The following is a 15030-nucleotide window of genomic DNA, read 5'->3' as shown; positions in this document are numbered from 1 at the left end:
ATCTCCTTTTTTAGAAGACCAACCTTCCTGTTGCCGGAAGGCTGATCCAGGTGAAACTTGACTTTATTTCAACTTCATCAGTGACATGACATCCGTCTTGCTGGCTTGACTGTACCAATCATTTACCTCTTCAATCACTTGGTCTCCGCCTTTTTCGTGCCACTGTTTGACAAAGGTATCGAATGCTTCAATGGGCTCATTGCCATATATTATTTTGGTGAACGTCTCTTGCTCCATGGTGGTCAGCTGTTCCCACACATTTTGCATTGTTGGAGTTGGTGGACCATTAAACTCATTTGGCAGTAAGACGTCCCTGTTTTCATAAGAAATCCGATATCCATCTTTGGTAGTTTGATCCTTCGAAGCGCTTTGAATAAGGACACCCGTATCAGGTTCAACACCTGTCGCTAGATCGAAGTAAGATTTGCCGGGACCGTCAACACTCGGTGTATTTTTGGTGAACGCCATTTTCCCAACGCCTTGCACAGCCTCTAATGGCGTATTGAATTTCGTTGGATCGAATGTTACTTCATCATTGACGATATCGTAATCGTATCCCTGAGCGTAGCCGTATTTGAAATCTCCCGTGCTGAACGCTGCATCGTACATTTTATCGTAGTACAGGAAGAAGGCTTCCATGTTCTGAAAGTCCTTGTTAAACATGAACACGCCATCGTTCAACTGAGCGGACTGATAAGTTTTATCGCCATTCACGCCTTGAATGGTTGGATAAGCACTAATTTTCGCGCCCTCTACATTTTTCTCTACGTCCTTCACACTGTCGTAAAGCCAAGGACGCCCTATGATGATGCCCGCCTTCCCTTCAGTAAAATCTGATAGCGCGTCCCACGCCCCCTGGGTGGCCAATTCTTTGTTCAAGTACCCTTTTGCATACCAATCGCGCAGTTTGGCAAGTGCCTCTTTATTGCCATCAGCCACCGATCCATAGGTCAGTTTGCCGTTGTCGTTATACCATTGGCGTGGAAGGTACTTGCCCGTATATGCGCTGAAAATCATGACCGGATCGCTGACCCAACCTGTGTTGTAGGAATCCTTACCGGAAAATGTAAATCCATATGTGTCTTGTTTGCCGTTGCCATCCGGGTCTTCATTACTAAACGCAGCAATGACTTTCTCGAACTCCTCAATCGTCGTCGGTGCTTTCAAATTCAACTTGTCCAGCCAGTCCTGACGAATGAGCATGACTTCACCTTCGGTTAAATTCGGCGCAATCGCCATCCCGTAAACCTTTCCATCCCTAACGACTGGATTGAAGGTGGTCGGATATTGTTTGTATATGTCTTTAAGCCGGTCAGGCATGTAAGTAGAAATATCTTCCGTAATCTCCTTGACCCGTCCCGATTCAATCAGATCATTGACCAGCATGGTGTCATAGACCGGCAGAACGTCTGGTAGCTTCTCGGAACCCGTCAACGCCAGCCGCAGCTTGGTATTGTACTGCGAAGCATCACCACCCAGAAGGGTAGTTTGGATCTTAATGCCCAGTTTTTGTTCACCCCAACGGGTCAATACATTGTCATTCAGACTTTCACCATTGATGTACTTTCCGGCATTCTCATCCTGTTGTTTCGCGATCGTTATTGTCAAAGGAGGATCGTATTTCCCGTCTTTCAACACCGATGCCGATATATCTTCGGAAGCGCTTTCTCCTCCGCTGCAGCCAGCCATGAGAGTGGCCGATAGCATGACCATACTTACTATTTTCCATAAATCGTTTCTTTTCTTCATAGAAACATGCCCCCTTTGATCTATTGGTTTTGTTTTCTACTGATTCGATTATCTCTTCATTGCGCCTACTCTTTCACAGCCCCTAGCACGATCCCCTTAACGAAATAACGTTGCAAAAAAGGATAGACCATAATGATGGGTAATGTGCTGACAAAAATTTGGGCCGCCTTGATGCTTTGTTCCGACATGGCTGCGACTTCAGATTGGCTCATCGCCATATTCTGCATATTGCTTTGTACGACAACAGTCTGTAAGAAAGAAGCCAGCGGATACTTGCTCGCATCGGACATGTACAAAATTCCGTCAAACCAGGAATTCCAGTGTCCCACCATAATGAACAAGGATACGGTCGCCAGCCCGGGAAGAGATAACGGTAAATAGATTTTGCTAAGAATAACAAAAAAGGATGCTCCGTCAATGAATGCAGCTTCTTCCAAAGCTTTTGGAATCGTTTTAAAGAAATTGACGAGAAGGATCAGATTATAGGCACCGAAAGCTCCCGGCAACACAAGGGCCCATATGGTGTCCTTTAACCCAAGAGCTGTTACCAAAATGTAAGAAGGTATCAATCCTCCGGAGAAGAGCATGGTAAAGATGAAAAACCACATCAGCGCGTTGCGGCCCCGGAATTCCTTAGACAGGGCATATCCTGCACAGGTAAGGATGAACATGCTGATGGAGGTCCCCAAAACCGTCCGAGTGATGGATGTGAGCATCGCACCATTAAAATTGGAGTTGTTAAACGTTTTTACATAGGCGTCCACATTGAATCCCACCGGCCAAAATGACACCATATTACCGCTGACAGCCGCTTTGCTGCTAAGCGATTGCGCGAGCAAATGCAGCAGTGGGAGGAAACACGCCAGTCCCGCCAATATCATGAACGCATAATTAAAATATGAGAATACTCTGTAGCCCGTTGTCTTATGGTACATGATGCCTCTCCCTCCTTGTTAGAATATTTTATAATTGGCATACTTATAGGCCAGCCTGTAGGAAACGACAATCAAGATCAAGCTGATCCCTGACTTAAACAACCCTACAGCGGTTCCGAACCCATATTGCCCGCTTAACAAGGATGAACGGTAGACATAGGTGTCAATGATATCTCCCGTACTATAGACAAGCGGATTGTACAGATTAAAGACCTGATCAAATCCAGCATCCAGAATATTTCCCAGACTTAGTGTAGAAATGACGATAATCATGGGCAACATGCTAGGCAAGGTAACGTACCGGATTTGCTGCCGTCGTGTGGCACCATCAATTTCGGCCGCTTCGTAATAGGAAGGGTTGATTCCCGCTATCGTCGCCAAGTAGACAATCATGCCGAATCCGAAGCTCTTCCACACATCACTGACCACAACCGTGAATCTAAAAAGATCAGGATCACCCAAAAAGTAAATGGGATCGTTCCCGAACATCCAGGTCAAAACTTGGTTGACGCCTCCGTCTAATCCGAGAATGTCGATCATTAACCCCGCAACAGTGACCCAGGACAAAAAATGCGGCAGGTACACCAGAGTCTGTACACTTTTTTTAATCCCAACATTTCGAATTTCGCTCAGCAGAATAGCCATGACAATAGGAACGATAATACCGACAATAATTTTGGAAACGGCGATAATCAGCGTATTGACGATCGCTTGTGTTGCTTCTTTGTACTGAAAAATCCTTTCAAAATTATCCAACCCTATCCACCGGGAACCCCCGATACCTAGCCAGGGTTTGTAATCCTGAAATGCCATGAGTAAACCTACCATGGGTCCATAAGAAAAGAGGCAAACAAACACAAAAGCCGGAATACACAGTACATACAAAGGCCAATTTTTCCTCATTTCCTTTTTCATTGGATTGAGCTGCGATACCTTTGTTTTTGCTTTTTTAGCAGACGTAACCGAACCAATCTCGTTAATGTTGCATACCTCCTCTATGACGGCTCTTCGATAGCAATCCTTGCAGTTAAGCTTAACAAAAGCGCTTTCACACCAAAATGCCAAAATTTCAAGATCATCACCTCAACCTGAATCATTTTAAAACCGCTTTCATTTAATGCTGTTACCACCCTTCCGCTTTTCGGAGGTTTGGCTTATATTAAAGTTAATTCGATATGGAGTTTTAACTTCTAGGTTTTGTGAGATGAAAGGGAAAGCATATGATTAAGAAAATGTACATGAAGCGATTTATCTATTTCTTTGTTTTTTTTCTCCTGCTGACATTGAGTTTGTTTTTCGTAATGAACCGATTGAGCTCTAAAACTCTGGAAGAAAATCTGATCGTCGCTTCCAAAAACCAACTTGATTATGTGAAGGGCATTCTTGACGGAATTATGTATGAGGCAAACATGTACGGGGTTCAGTTTGCAGCTGACAGTGATGTCCGGTTTTATCAGAACCATGTTATTGAGCTGAGCAATTACGATTCACAAATGAAGAAGAATGATATAGTTGATCGCTTGCGACAAACACTCCTTTCCAGTCGATCTATTGAATCGATCGGCATTTACTGGAAGTCTGAAGAAACGTTTTTGTCCACGAACAATACGCTGGAGGCAAGACTTCCATTCAAGGATGCTCATCAACGGGGATGGCAGATCATCGGTGACAGCTTGTATTACTTTGCCGTCTATCCTTATATCCTAAAGTCTGGCCAAAATGAGCCAGCTCAATATGTGGTTGGTGTAAAGCTGAATACTGATTATTTGAAAAGCCTGCTCAAAAAGGCTGTGAACAACGACAGCTCGAACGCTTTTTATCTGTTTAACCATCATCAGTTATGGAGTGAGAAAGAAGTCGACAACGATTTGTTGAAAGCGGTTACCGTTATGCTTTCACCCGAAACAGAGGCAACCATAAAATATGATTATCATACCAATTCGGATGATTATTATGTTCTTTCCCGTTATATTGAACCGATCGATTCTTACCTCATTACATATACTCGGACAAATGATTTTCTGCAGCCGCTTGACCGTAACCGTAAAGTTTTCCTTGCCAGCATTTTGGCGGTTTTGACGCTTGGTCTGGTTGTTATTTTTACGTTTTACCGGAACTACTACCGTAATATCCGTCTGTTGGAGAGAAAGTTCTCACAGGTCGAGCAAGGCAATCACAACACGCGGATTACCGAAAATACCGACAAAGAGTTTTACAGCCTGTTCAGGAGCTTCAACCATATGGTTGCCGAAATCCAGGATCTGTTCATATCATTGAAGACCGAAACGGAATTGAGACGAAGTGCGGAACTTCAACAACTTCAAGCTCAGATTAACCCTCATTTTTTATACAACAGTTTGTTTTTTATTATGTCTGTGGCCAAGTTTTCACCGGATGCGGTAATGCGCATGAGTAAACATCTAGCCGAATATTACCGCTATTTAACCAAAATGGACCGACATGAAGTCACTCTGAAAAGCGAGCTTAAGTTTGCGGAACATTTTCTGATCATTATGTCTCTCAGCAAAAAAGTGGAGTACAACATTGATCTGCCACCGGGGCTTGCTTCCCTCCCTCTTATGCCGTTGATCATCCAGCCCGTCGTCGAAAACGCCATTCAACATGGCATTGAAGGACAACAGGGAGCCCATCGGGTAACTATTGATGTGAAAGATACGGAAGTTGGGATTACAATCAAGGTCTCGGATGACGGCAAAGGTCTTGCGCTGGAAGATATCCGCAAGCTGGAGGCTCAACTTGAGAGCAGCATTCAGCCTGAGGGAACTAGTGGTGTTGGGCTCTGGAATGTAAACAAGCGCCTGAAGAATACGTACGGTGAGCTTAGCGGACTGCAATTCTCTACCAATGAGTGGGGAGGCTTGTCCGTCTTGCTACATATCCATATTCTTGCAGAGAAGGGAGCAAGCTAATGCGATTATTAATCGTTGATGACGGACATCATGTCGTTGAGTATATAAAGCACTTGCTTGATTGGAAAACCACCTTTGGTATTGATCAGATCGAGACGACGACCAACTCGATTGAAGCCAGAGAAATGTTGAATGAAAGCCACATCGATATTCTGATCACTGACATTCGAATGCCCGAGTTTTCTGGGATTGATCTGCTGCAACATATCCACAAACACAACTTACCGACCAAAGTCATCATCCTTTCTGGCTATTCCCAGTTCGAATATGCGCAACAAGGAATCCGTTTAGGTGCACTCGACTATTTGCTCAAACCTGTAGATAAAGATGATGTGGAGAAAGCAATGTCTAAAGCCATCCAGAATATTATAAAGACACGGCCCGTTCTACCCGTCGTATGGGAGAACTTCGATGGTTTGGGGTATCTGCTTTCATTTCTTGGAGAAAACGAGAACTTAAGAAAAGAGTTCGATGTTTATACTGAGTTTTTAGGGGGGCGCCGTCTTTGCTATTTCAAGGTGGATGGTTTTACTCAAGAACATGAGGACCATATAAAACGTGCTGTTGGAGAAAATTTGGATCGACTCATTTACACTGCGGGAAGTCAACTGGTCGCTTTTGTTCCGGAAGAAGTTGCTGAGGAACTAACCACCAAATTAAATCACTCGGTCGTGTCTCCTCCCTTTTCGTTGACCAATCGAAACATGGCTCGGCAGATGTTCTACGGATTCTTTCTAAATGAGGACATACACTTTGACGACTTCATTGGCTTGTTTAACCATTCTCCGTCATGTGGAGAATGGGAGTATACCGGAAACATCATCAAAACATATGATCGAATCAGTGACAGAAAGCAAAAACTAATCTTTCTCATGGAGACCATCCTTTATATATATCTGTCGGATAAGAATCGGGATGCATCTGAGACTGCGGATTGGATTTTCAATCGGCTACGAGATCCTGATAAACTTTGGTCGACGCTCATCGAAAGGGTTAACCGGATCAGAAACAACAAACAGATGTCCATTCAAACTATCGTCGATAAAGTGCAAACGTACATCGAAGACCATCTTTCAAATTGCCTTAGTCTGGATGAACTAGGGAAAGTCGCACACCTCCACCCCGTCTATCTTTCCAAACTTTTCAAACAAGAGACGGGTGAAAATGTGTCAAACTACATTTCCAGGAAACGGTTGGAGAAAGCTTCCCAACTGCTTCAGGGTTCTCAACTTCGTGTAAACGATATAGCGCAGATGGTCGGTTACAAAAAAAATCAATATTTTATCCAATTGTTCAAAGTAGAATACGGGGTTACGCCGTACCAGTACCGAAGAAACATGATTCACAAGTGAAGATGGACCCTGTCGTGAGATGAATCACCTTCACAACTGAATAATAGTTCTGGCCTCTTCTACAATTTGATTAATGATATCGCCTGCAGATTGGTTATCTGTTAACATTCTCGTTCCCTGCCCTGCCCAAAGGGCCATATACTCTGAATTATTTTGGCGAGCAGAAGCATTTCTGATCTCTCGAGTTAATGTATTTTGGGTAGGGAAGGGTAGCGGTTTAGTACGGGATGCTTCCCAATGTTGTATAAAATCGTTCTTTATACCACGCGCTGGCCGTCCAGAAAATGCATTTGTTATTACGGTACTTTCCTCTGTGCTATCAAGTAATGCACGTTTATATACCTCATGTGCGCCAGACTCAGCGGATGTCAAGAAACGGGTCCCCATTTGTACACCTTGTGCCCCCAAAGCAAGTGAAGCCACCAGCCCTCGGCCATCCATAATTCCACCCGCAGCAACGACTGGAATATGGACATGATCTACAATTTGTGGAACAAGTGCCATGGTTCCGATGTTCGCTCCGCCAGGCTGAGATGATACATCAAAAGTTCCTCGATGTCCTCCTGCTTCACTACCTTGTGCAACAATGACGTCACATCCGCGCTTCTCCGCTTGAATAGCTTCCTCTACCGTGGTGACCTTACTCATGATTTTGATCCCTAACGATTTTGCCCTCTGCATATGATGCTCAGAAAGCAATCCAAACGTTGTACTAATAATCGGGACTTTTTCATCCAACAAGATACCGAACTGTTCCTCAAAATGATTAGGTGAATGGATTTCATCTTTAGTTCGCCGCTTCACACCTAAGGACTCTTGAATCGAGGTCAGTTCTTCGTTTACTGCATCAAAATTCGTATATTGATCTGGTCCAACATGAGCAAAAATATTTACGGCAAACGGTGCTTGAGTCCGTTTTTTAATCTCGTGTATAGCATCTCTTAGCTCTTCAGGGCTCATATACGCAGCGCCTAGCGTACCTAACCCACCTGCATTGGAAACCGCAGCGACTAAGGGGGCCATGTTGGCGATACCCGCCATGCCCGCAAGAACGATTGGATAACGAATATTGAAGCTTTCACAGAGCTTGCTGTTTAATTGAATAGACATCGATATGTTCTCCTCATTCATTGGATTGGGTTCTTCTTCAGTTTACATCGAGTTTACCCATCATGTATAATCCGTAAATCAGATGCTACATATCACCATTTCAGATAGATCGAATTCTAACTCTATTTGTCCATTTCAGTCATCGGGTCAAGAACTCCTGCAAATAGAACAAAAAAAAGCCGCTATTACAGCGACTTTCAATGGATGAAATCCCCCACATATGCTTTTTGCTTATTTTAATACTCTTTCTTTATTACGAAAAACGATCCCCGAATGGTTCCAGCTAACTTCGATTTCTGTCTGGCAAACTTGAACTTTTCTTCTAATTCTTTTGGTACCTCCATCCCCTCAGAGAGCTTAAAACCAACAGCCCGCTTCTTAGGGTCATCAACCGTATACATGACATTGAGAGCAAGTCCATCTTCATAAAAGACGTAGGAAAATCGAATGTTTTCCACTTGAAAAGCCGACGTTTCCAAGGGCTTGGCCGCAAACTCAATATCTCGTTCTTCCTTCAATATTCGGTTTACATATTCAAGAGTATCCTGACTTTCGCTAGCGGGTACAACCGTGAATTCATGCTTATATTTGTTCATAAAATAACGGGCTTCGTTTGCACGTAAACCAGCCAGTGCTTCAGCTACCGGTGAAGACTCTAAACCAACTGTAGACACATTTTTGAAATCAACGCTATACGACATCACGATCTCTCCTTCTCGTTATTTCCTAACTACAGGAATCCACATTTCACCAAACAGCAAGCCGTTTCGCTGCCCCATCTCAACCGTTGTATTTGGCCCACCTACATAAGCGTAATTCTTTTCTTGTGGCAAAACTTGCCCAAAAGCAACGCCAGTAAGGTTATTACTCAACTCTTCAGCCGTTGTCCCTTCCCCCTTAATCACCAGATATTCACCCTTAGGGAATTGGATTACTCTAGTTGCTTCTGGCAATGTTGCTTCGGTCATGACGCCAGCATAATACATCATTTTGTTATTCACTGCTTCGTTCACAGCAAAAATGTAGTCATTTGTCGCTACAGCTTTTAAAGCATCGAGACTTCCATCTTGTTTCACAGCCGACCAAAAATCCGCTTTTTCTTTGTTAATGCCAGCAAAATCTGTGTAGTGGCTCTTAAGCTCAGTTCCAATACCCAAAACGATAAAGCTGTCTTTTTCTTCAAATTGATAATTACTCATCATAAACACCGTCCTCTTTAAATTTATCAGTGGTTTGTCTTTTCACTTGATAGGTTTATAATAACCTTAAATCATGTCAAATTATGATACTGTTTAGGGAGGCCCGATGAAAAAAGTTGAACGGATTAATATCATCATGAGGTATATCAACAACCGCGCCCACTTTACCATTTCTGAAATCATGCGGGAATTTAACATCTCACGTTCGACCGCTATTCGAGATATCAGGGAAATTGAAGCCATGGGCATGCCACTTGTCGCTGAAGTTGGGAGAGATGGGGGTTATTTTGTCATGAACAATTCTGTCCTTCCCACGGTCCGCTTTACTGATAATGAGATCAAAGCTTTGTTTATTGCCTTTATGGCCACTAGAAATCAACAACTTCCTTATCTGAAGAGTCGTCAGTCTTTAACCGAAAAATTACTGGGTCTCATCTCCAAAAATCAGCAGGACGACCTGGTTCTTTTAAATCAAATATTGCTATTTGAAGGAACCAACCCTCATAATCCCGACTTGCTTGATTTATCAGACCTGCCACATCCAATGTTGGAAAAACTCATTCAGATTATTCTTTTAGAGAGCTATTTATTGGTTACCGTCAGAGAAGAGAGGGACATAAAGACTTATCCCATTTATCTCTTGCACCTTTATCGTGAAAAAAGTCTATGGCTCATTGAAGGCTTTGACTTAGATACAGAAAAGAGGCAAATTTTATCTGTTGACAATCTCACCCATGTAGAACCATACCCACCGAAGAAAAGGATCAGTAAGAAGAAGATTTTAGAACAACTAAGCAAGCAGGAAGAGGTTATCAATCTTGTCCTTGAGCTTGGTCCAAAGGCGATTGCACAGTTCAAGAAGTATCACCCTTTAAAGTTTTCTCTTTCATATACGAATCCTTACCAAACCACAGCCGTTATAAAGGCGTTTATCAATGTTCATCATCCAGAAGAATTAACCGAAATAACCAATTGGTTGCTTTTCCTGGGAGGAGATATCAAGGTCAAGGAGATGCCCGAAGAAGTCTTTGCAGGTGTACAAGAGAGATTTAGCTTATATTGCTCCTAAGTCAGTGGACAGTTTGCAGTTTCATCCCTGATCATTTGGAGCTTGACCGTGCTTTTATTATCTGCTGTTTTTACTGAGATCTACTATGGGACATTATCCCAATTGTCCATCGAAAGAAAAACTAAGGTAACATTTAGCGTTTCATAAAATAAAAACGTATTGAGGACTATCTCCTCAACACGTTTTCTGGTGATCTATACCTTGCTTACATCATCTGTCTTTGTTAAGCTCTTCGAAAAACTTAATATTAGTATTGAAATTGGGCACGGATTGAGATTCCTCAGCTTGTTTGACTAATCTTACAACCATATCATTATAAGGTGTTAAGATATTTTTGCCTGAAGCTGACCGTGGAACGACTCCATTGATATAGTCAATTTCGGTTTTCCGTTTCTTTTCTAAATCCTGTAGCATACTTGCTTTTAACAGTCGGGAGGACTCCATGAGAACCCGAAGTGTGTCCATACGTTCAGGGATATCCTTATCACTTTGTATTTCCAAAGATTCAATATCAAAACCACTCATCATGGCAAATTTCACATCATTTGCGTGTCCAACTTTGATCGTCTCATCGGCAATACGAACGGCACTTACAATACTAATATCATGATCAAGCACGGCGCCATACTCCACATTCAGTGCTGCAGATAAACCGCTAAATGCATTGTTAATAAGCAATTTGGACCACTTCGTGCCCACCAGGTTATCGGAAATATGTGTTCCACCTACTAGGTCTAATATAGATTTGATCTGTTGAATTCGATCGGTTGTCTCACCATTTAATTCGCCAATTTGAAAAGCGTACTGCTTAAATCGATTGAACTCTGTTGTGAGTCTTGATACTCCCGGTTCAATAAACGTAGCACCAAATTCAACAGATCCGGCAACTACACGTTCTCGTCCAACTATGGAAGCCACCTTTTCTTCAGGGATACCGTTTTGCAAAGAGAGCACAACACTTTGCTCATCTAAAAATGGCAACAGATCTTGCAGGACAGACTCGTTATATAGCTGCTTGGTTAAAAGCAAAATTAAATCATATGTTCCTGACATATCGTCAGGAGTAATGCCCTTCACCATTGCCTGAAAATCAGTGGTGCCAGTAATTTGGGCCCCTGTCTGGTTTAACGCGTCAACATGTGCTTGATAGACATCAATTAACTCTACATCTTGTCCGCCGGCAGCAATATATGCACCAGCGATGGTTCCTAAGGAACCTGCTCCTAAAACTGCGATTCTCATTTGGATTTTCCCTACCTTTTCTTTTTGATTGCTTTTAATGACGTTTATTTTTCATCAGCTAAATAATCATATATCACTGTTGGAGAAGGCAGCGAAAGCTCTGTTATGATATGGGAAGCCGAAACAACCTCAAGTACAGGCAAATCTGCCATCGGCGCAAGAGCATGAGCGAATAGCTCCAGTCTTGCAGGGCCTGACCAGGCACCCTGTATTTTAATATCCGTAATTTGGCTCCGTACCAATTCACAGATTCTTGGATATCCGTCATAACCGGGCATCTTTTTCAGCATATAATTTGGTTTAACAATCTCTTGTAGCGCCTCCGAGTGATCAAGCGGAACATGCTTATATCCCATGGTCGCGGTAGCTACTCTCAAAGAGCCATAATCCATAAGTCCAACCAATGTGTCGGAATCTACATACAAACTGGGTTTGCCCATTTTTTTAGGATAGGCACCTATTTCCCTGCCTGATGCGATTGCAGGAAAACTGTCTACGTACATTGCGTGGAGATAGTCTCCTTCCTCCCCTTCAAAGTTAACAGGTATCACCTGACCACACTCTGTATAGGAACCAAGGCCTGTTACATCCGGCATTTTCATAATCTCAAACCTTACAAGCGGAGAGGTTACCTCCAATGGCTCCGGAACGATTTTTTTTAAGCGTTCCAGATCAGTTCTATATAAAATGTTCAGGTATTCGCGATTATAAAAACGATATGGCCCCAAAGGAAATGCCCCTGCATCCAGCGGAGTTGTAAATTGCTTAACCACTTCTTCCTTCCTCATCTGAACGACACCTTCCGATCTCTAATTTCTTCATTCTGTTGTCTGATTTCTCTATCGAAATGATGATTACAAAACCATTTTACATCTCAATTTACATTTAATCTAATACATGATAATATATAAACTCATTTATTATAATAAATATAAGAGGTGCACTATAGTGGAGCTGCTTCAATTGAAATACTTTCAGACAGTCGCTTATACAGAACATATTTCTAAGGCTGCCGAACAATTAAATATTGCTCAGCCTTCTTTAAGTCTAACGATAAAGAGACTTGAGGATGAGTTGGGTACAACCTTGTTTGATCGGAAAGGGAGAAATATACAATTGAATGCATCCGGAAAAATCCTATTGAAACATGTCAACAGGATTTTCACCGAAATTGAAAATGCAAAAATGGAAATAAGGACGAAGGATATGGCAATTGATCATACCATCAAAATATCGATTTCAAATCCAAGATTCCTATCTGGATTAATCAGCAGGTACATTACCCAGTGGCCGGATACCAATATACAACAAGGACTTGGAGCTAGAAATGATATCCTTGCAAGCTTAAAAAAAGGGGATATTGATTTGGGGATCGCAGGTCCACCTATAGCGGACGATGAGATTGAAAGTTGTGTCCTTATTAATGAAGATATCGTGCTAGTTTTACCATCCACTCACAAGTTTGCGACAAAATCTGAAATCTCGTTAATCAAAGTGGCTGATGAATCTTTTATTTCCCTTGCTAATAATGAGGAGTATAGCTTTTTTACAACCGAGCTTTGCAAAAAAGCAGGATTCACTCCCAAGAATATATTCGAGGTAGATTCTCATTTACTGGCGGAAATTATTAAGGTTAATCAGGGTATCGCGTTGCTCCCTATTTCAGTCTGTAGAAAATTGGATTTGATTTACGTCAGAATCGCGGATATTAATCCTACCTATCCAGTGGGACTATCTTGGGTGAAGGATAGACATTTATCTTCTTCGGCCAGAAGTTTCCGGGACTTTATCATTGCATATTTTAATGATCATTATGCATTGTACAAAGTTTGAAAAACTACATATTCGGAGCATTCTGTAACTTTTTGCGCCTTGAAATTAATAATTGGTTTTCATCTATAGTGCTGTAAAATTTCATTCACGGATTGCTCAGGGGACTGCTCCGAACTATCCAGCCAAAATCCGATTTGAGGCGTTTCTTTCAAAAATTCCGAGTACAAATTCTCTACCGTAAAGCCAGTGTACCCGACCTTTCCTCTTGATTTTTCACGCTCTTTTACCACCTCTACCTTAGGACACAGCACAACTAACTGAACCGGGTAATCCTTTAACTGCTCCATCATATAGACTAATTCTGCACCGTAGTAATTATCCTGCAAAACTACAGAAAAACCATTCTCATAATAGGTTTTTGCGGCATTTGCGGCTAGCTGATAACGCAAATATAATTGACGGACTGCTTCTTCCGACGGTTCAGCGGACATGTCTTCACGGCCGGATACAATCATGCGACGGAATATATCACCACGCAGATGCACGGCTTTTCCCAGCTTGGAAGCCAGCAGCTCCGACACTGTTGACTTACCAGAAGCCATTAGGCCTGTAATTAAATAGATCGCTTTTTCCATAACTTAGTACCTCCTTCTTATCATAAAAAGAGACAAGCCTATACAAAGAAGAAACATTCAACATGGGTTCTTAGACATATTTATTTATCATGGCATTTAGAAACTCTCGAAATTCTACAACATATGCTTTAGGTTCTATAATTTCCAAATCCGTCCCAAAACCAGCTAAAAACCGAAATCCAAAGTGGTTTTGTGGCATATCTATTTCGGCTATTAGGAGCTCCGAATTATAGGCTTCGATCCTTTTTTGACCGTATCTTTCAATAAATTGATCTTTTATCCGATGTGAGATCAATACTTTAATTGTAATTAGTTTCGGTTGATAGTATTGCTCTGCTTTCTGCTCAGTCTCATAGTCTCTGGCAACAAAGGTTTTAATATCAATATTCAGATTATCCGTTCTGGACAATTTAAAAGTTCGATATTCCATTCGATCTAAACAAAACCCCTTCAAATACCAACTCATTTCACTAAAATGAAGCTGGTATGGCTCGACCCGTCTCTGCGACTTGACTCCACTTTGATCTATATAATCGAATGTAAGTAACCTTCCCTGCACTATTGCTTCCTGGCAAGTCTTTAAGATTTGCACAATTTCAGGACGACCATCCCAATTATAGAATGACAGTTGAATTGTACCTCCCAAAGTTGTTGAACCTATCATCGATTCAATTTTTTTAAGCGTTGATTCTACTTCGTCACTAAATAGAATTTTTCCTAATCCGCCCAGTGCAGTTAGTATATTTTCTAAGTCTTTACTACTTAAAAGTCGTTTGTCTATTTTGTATTCATCCATAATCCCGTATCCGCCGTGCACTCCATTAATAGAATAAATGGGAATGTTAGATAATCCAAGTGTTTCCATATCACGTAGAATCGTTCTTTTGGATACATTGAATAATTTCGCAAATTCGGTGGCTGATACCACATTCTTTTGCAGCAAGATCATTATGATAGATATTAATCTTTCAATTTTGTTCATGATAGTCCTCTTTAAGTAAATAAATTTTGAACAAAGCTATAATAGGTGACAATA

Annotated in this window: 14 protein-coding genes; 4 read left to right on the top strand and 10 right to left on the bottom strand. The window is 41.8% G+C overall.

Annotated elements, in window-relative coordinates:
* Positions 1–63: 63 nt before the first annotated feature.
* The 3 genes from QP794_RS05890 to QP794_RS05880 form a co-directional block, all read right to left on the bottom strand.
* Positions 64–1749: a type 2 periplasmic-binding domain-containing protein gene (locus tag QP794_RS05890; protein ID WP_285075353.1), complete on the bottom strand. Its 1686-nt coding sequence runs from the start codon at positions 1747–1749 to the stop codon at positions 64–66.
* 65 nt (positions 1750–1814) lie between these two features.
* A complete protein-coding gene (locus QP794_RS05885) occupies positions 1815–2684 on the bottom strand; it encodes a carbohydrate ABC transporter permease (RefSeq protein ID WP_285075352.1) in 870 nt (289 codons plus the stop codon).
* A gap of 18 nt (positions 2685–2702) precedes the next feature.
* Positions 2703–3587 carry an ABC transporter permease gene (locus QP794_RS05880; protein ID WP_285075351.1) on the bottom strand — a complete coding sequence of 295 codons (885 nt, stop codon included), beginning with the start codon at positions 3585–3587 and terminating at the stop codon, positions 2703–2705.
* 398 nt (positions 3588–3985) lie between these two features.
* Between QP794_RS05880 and QP794_RS05875 the strand changes: the two genes are divergently transcribed.
* Both QP794_RS05875 and QP794_RS05870 read left to right on the top strand, forming a co-directional pair.
* Positions 3986–5614: a sensor histidine kinase gene (locus QP794_RS05875; protein WP_285075768.1), complete on the top strand. Its 1629-nt coding sequence runs from the start codon at positions 3986–3988 to the stop codon at positions 5612–5614.
* Complete coding sequence (locus tag QP794_RS05870) at positions 5614–6966, top strand: response regulator (protein WP_285075350.1); 1353 nt, start codon at positions 5614–5616, stop codon at positions 6964–6966. The genes QP794_RS05875 and QP794_RS05870 overlap by 1 nt, the downstream gene beginning before the upstream one ends.
* Positions 6967–6996: 30 nt before the next feature.
* Here the strand turns inward: QP794_RS05870 and QP794_RS05865 are convergent, their stop codons facing one another.
* The 3 genes from QP794_RS05865 to QP794_RS05855 form a co-directional block, all read right to left on the bottom strand.
* A complete protein-coding gene (locus tag QP794_RS05865; RefSeq protein ID WP_285075349.1) occupies positions 6997–8097 on the bottom strand; it encodes an NAD(P)H-dependent flavin oxidoreductase in 1101 nt (366 codons plus the stop codon).
* 215 nt (positions 8098–8312) lie between these two features.
* Positions 8313–8777, bottom strand: coding sequence for a phage tail protein (locus QP794_RS05860; protein WP_285075348.1), 465 nt, complete (start codon positions 8775–8777; stop codon positions 8313–8315).
* An 18-nt stretch (positions 8778–8795) separates the two neighbouring features.
* Positions 8796–9275 (bottom strand): GyrI-like domain-containing protein, encoded by a 480-nt coding sequence (locus QP794_RS05855; protein WP_024633256.1) that lies wholly within the window; start codon positions 9273–9275, stop codon positions 8796–8798.
* Positions 9276–9381: 106 nt separating this feature from the next.
* Here QP794_RS05855 and QP794_RS05850 point away from each other — a divergent pair, with 106 nt between their 5' ends.
* The gene (locus tag QP794_RS05850; RefSeq protein WP_285075347.1) at positions 9382–10344 is read left to right on the top strand and encodes a helix-turn-helix transcriptional regulator; all 963 of its coding nucleotides are present in this window, start codon (positions 9382–9384) and stop codon (positions 10342–10344) included.
* A 210-nt stretch (positions 10345–10554) separates the two neighbouring features.
* On the opposite strand, the gene QP794_RS05845 is transcribed toward QP794_RS05850, so the two are convergent.
* Both QP794_RS05845 and QP794_RS05840 read right to left on the bottom strand, forming a co-directional pair.
* Positions 10555–11586, bottom strand: coding sequence for a ketopantoate reductase family protein (locus QP794_RS05845; RefSeq protein ID WP_285075346.1), 1032 nt, complete (start codon positions 11584–11586; stop codon positions 10555–10557).
* 44 nt (positions 11587–11630) lie between these two features.
* Positions 11631–12374, bottom strand: coding sequence for an acetoacetate decarboxylase (locus QP794_RS05840; protein ID WP_285075345.1), 744 nt, complete (start codon positions 12372–12374; stop codon positions 11631–11633).
* 160 nt (positions 12375–12534) lie between these two features.
* On the opposite strand from QP794_RS05840, the gene QP794_RS05835 reads away from it, so the two are divergent.
* Entirely contained in the window at positions 12535–13419 is an 885-nt protein-coding gene (locus QP794_RS05835) for a LysR family transcriptional regulator (RefSeq protein WP_285075344.1), read from the top strand.
* A gap of 59 nt (positions 13420–13478) precedes the next feature.
* Here the strand turns inward: QP794_RS05835 and QP794_RS05830 are convergent, their stop codons facing one another.
* Positions 13479–13994: a P-loop nucleotide/nucleoside kinase family protein gene (locus QP794_RS05830; protein ID WP_285075343.1), complete on the bottom strand. Its 516-nt coding sequence runs from the start codon at positions 13992–13994 to the stop codon at positions 13479–13481.
* 70 nt (positions 13995–14064) lie between these two features.
* Positions 14065–14976, bottom strand: coding sequence for a helix-turn-helix transcriptional regulator (locus QP794_RS05825; protein ID WP_285075342.1), 912 nt, complete (start codon positions 14974–14976; stop codon positions 14065–14067).
* Positions 14977–15030: the final 54 nt, after the last annotated feature.

Origin of the sequence: Paenibacillus sp. UMB7766-LJ446 (genome assembly GCF_030226665.1) — a bacterium.
Lineage (GTDB): Bacteria > Bacillota > Bacilli > Paenibacillales > Paenibacillaceae > Paenibacillus > Paenibacillus vandeheii.
This window is presented reverse-complemented; position numbering and strand designations above follow the sequence as displayed.

Coding starts and splice junctions, on each gene's coding strand:
- QP794_RS05875 (WP_285075768.1), top strand. CDS start 3,986: ATGAACCGATTGAGCTCTAAAACTCTGGAAGAAAATCTGATCGTCGCT.
- QP794_RS05860 (WP_285075348.1), bottom strand. CDS start 8,777: ATGTCGTATAGCGTTGATTTCAAAAATGTGTCTACAGTTGGTTTAGAG.
- QP794_RS05840 (WP_285075345.1), bottom strand. CDS start 12,374: ATGAGGAAGGAAGAAGTGGTTAAGCAATTTACAACTCCGCTGGATGCA.
- QP794_RS05870 (WP_285075350.1), top strand. CDS start 5,614: ATGCGATTATTAATCGTTGATGACGGACATCATGTCGTTGAGTATATA.
- QP794_RS05890 (WP_285075353.1), bottom strand. CDS start 1,749: ATGAAGAAAAGAAACGATTTATGGAAAATAGTAAGTATGGTCATGCTA.
- QP794_RS05855 (WP_024633256.1), bottom strand. CDS start 9,275: ATGAGTAATTATCAATTTGAAGAAAAAGACAGCTTTATCGTTTTGGGT.
- QP794_RS05880 (WP_285075351.1), bottom strand. CDS start 3,587: ATGAGGAAAAATTGGCCTTTGTATGTACTGTGTATTCCGGCTTTTGTG.
- QP794_RS05885 (WP_285075352.1), bottom strand. CDS start 2,684: ATGTACCATAAGACAACGGGCTACAGAGTATTCTCATATTTTAATTAT.
- QP794_RS05850 (WP_285075347.1), top strand. CDS start 9,382: ATGAAAAAAGTTGAACGGATTAATATCATCATGAGGTATATCAACAAC.
- QP794_RS05865 (WP_285075349.1), bottom strand. CDS start 8,097: ATGAATGAGGAGAACATATCGATGTCTATTCAATTAAACAGCAAGCTC.
- QP794_RS05825 (WP_285075342.1), bottom strand. CDS start 14,976: ATGAACAAAATTGAAAGATTAATATCTATCATAATGATCTTGCTGCAA.
- QP794_RS05830 (WP_285075343.1), bottom strand. CDS start 13,994: ATGGAAAAAGCGATCTATTTAATTACAGGCCTAATGGCTTCTGGTAAG.
- QP794_RS05845 (WP_285075346.1), bottom strand. CDS start 11,586: ATGAGAATCGCAGTTTTAGGAGCAGGTTCCTTAGGAACCATCGCTGGT.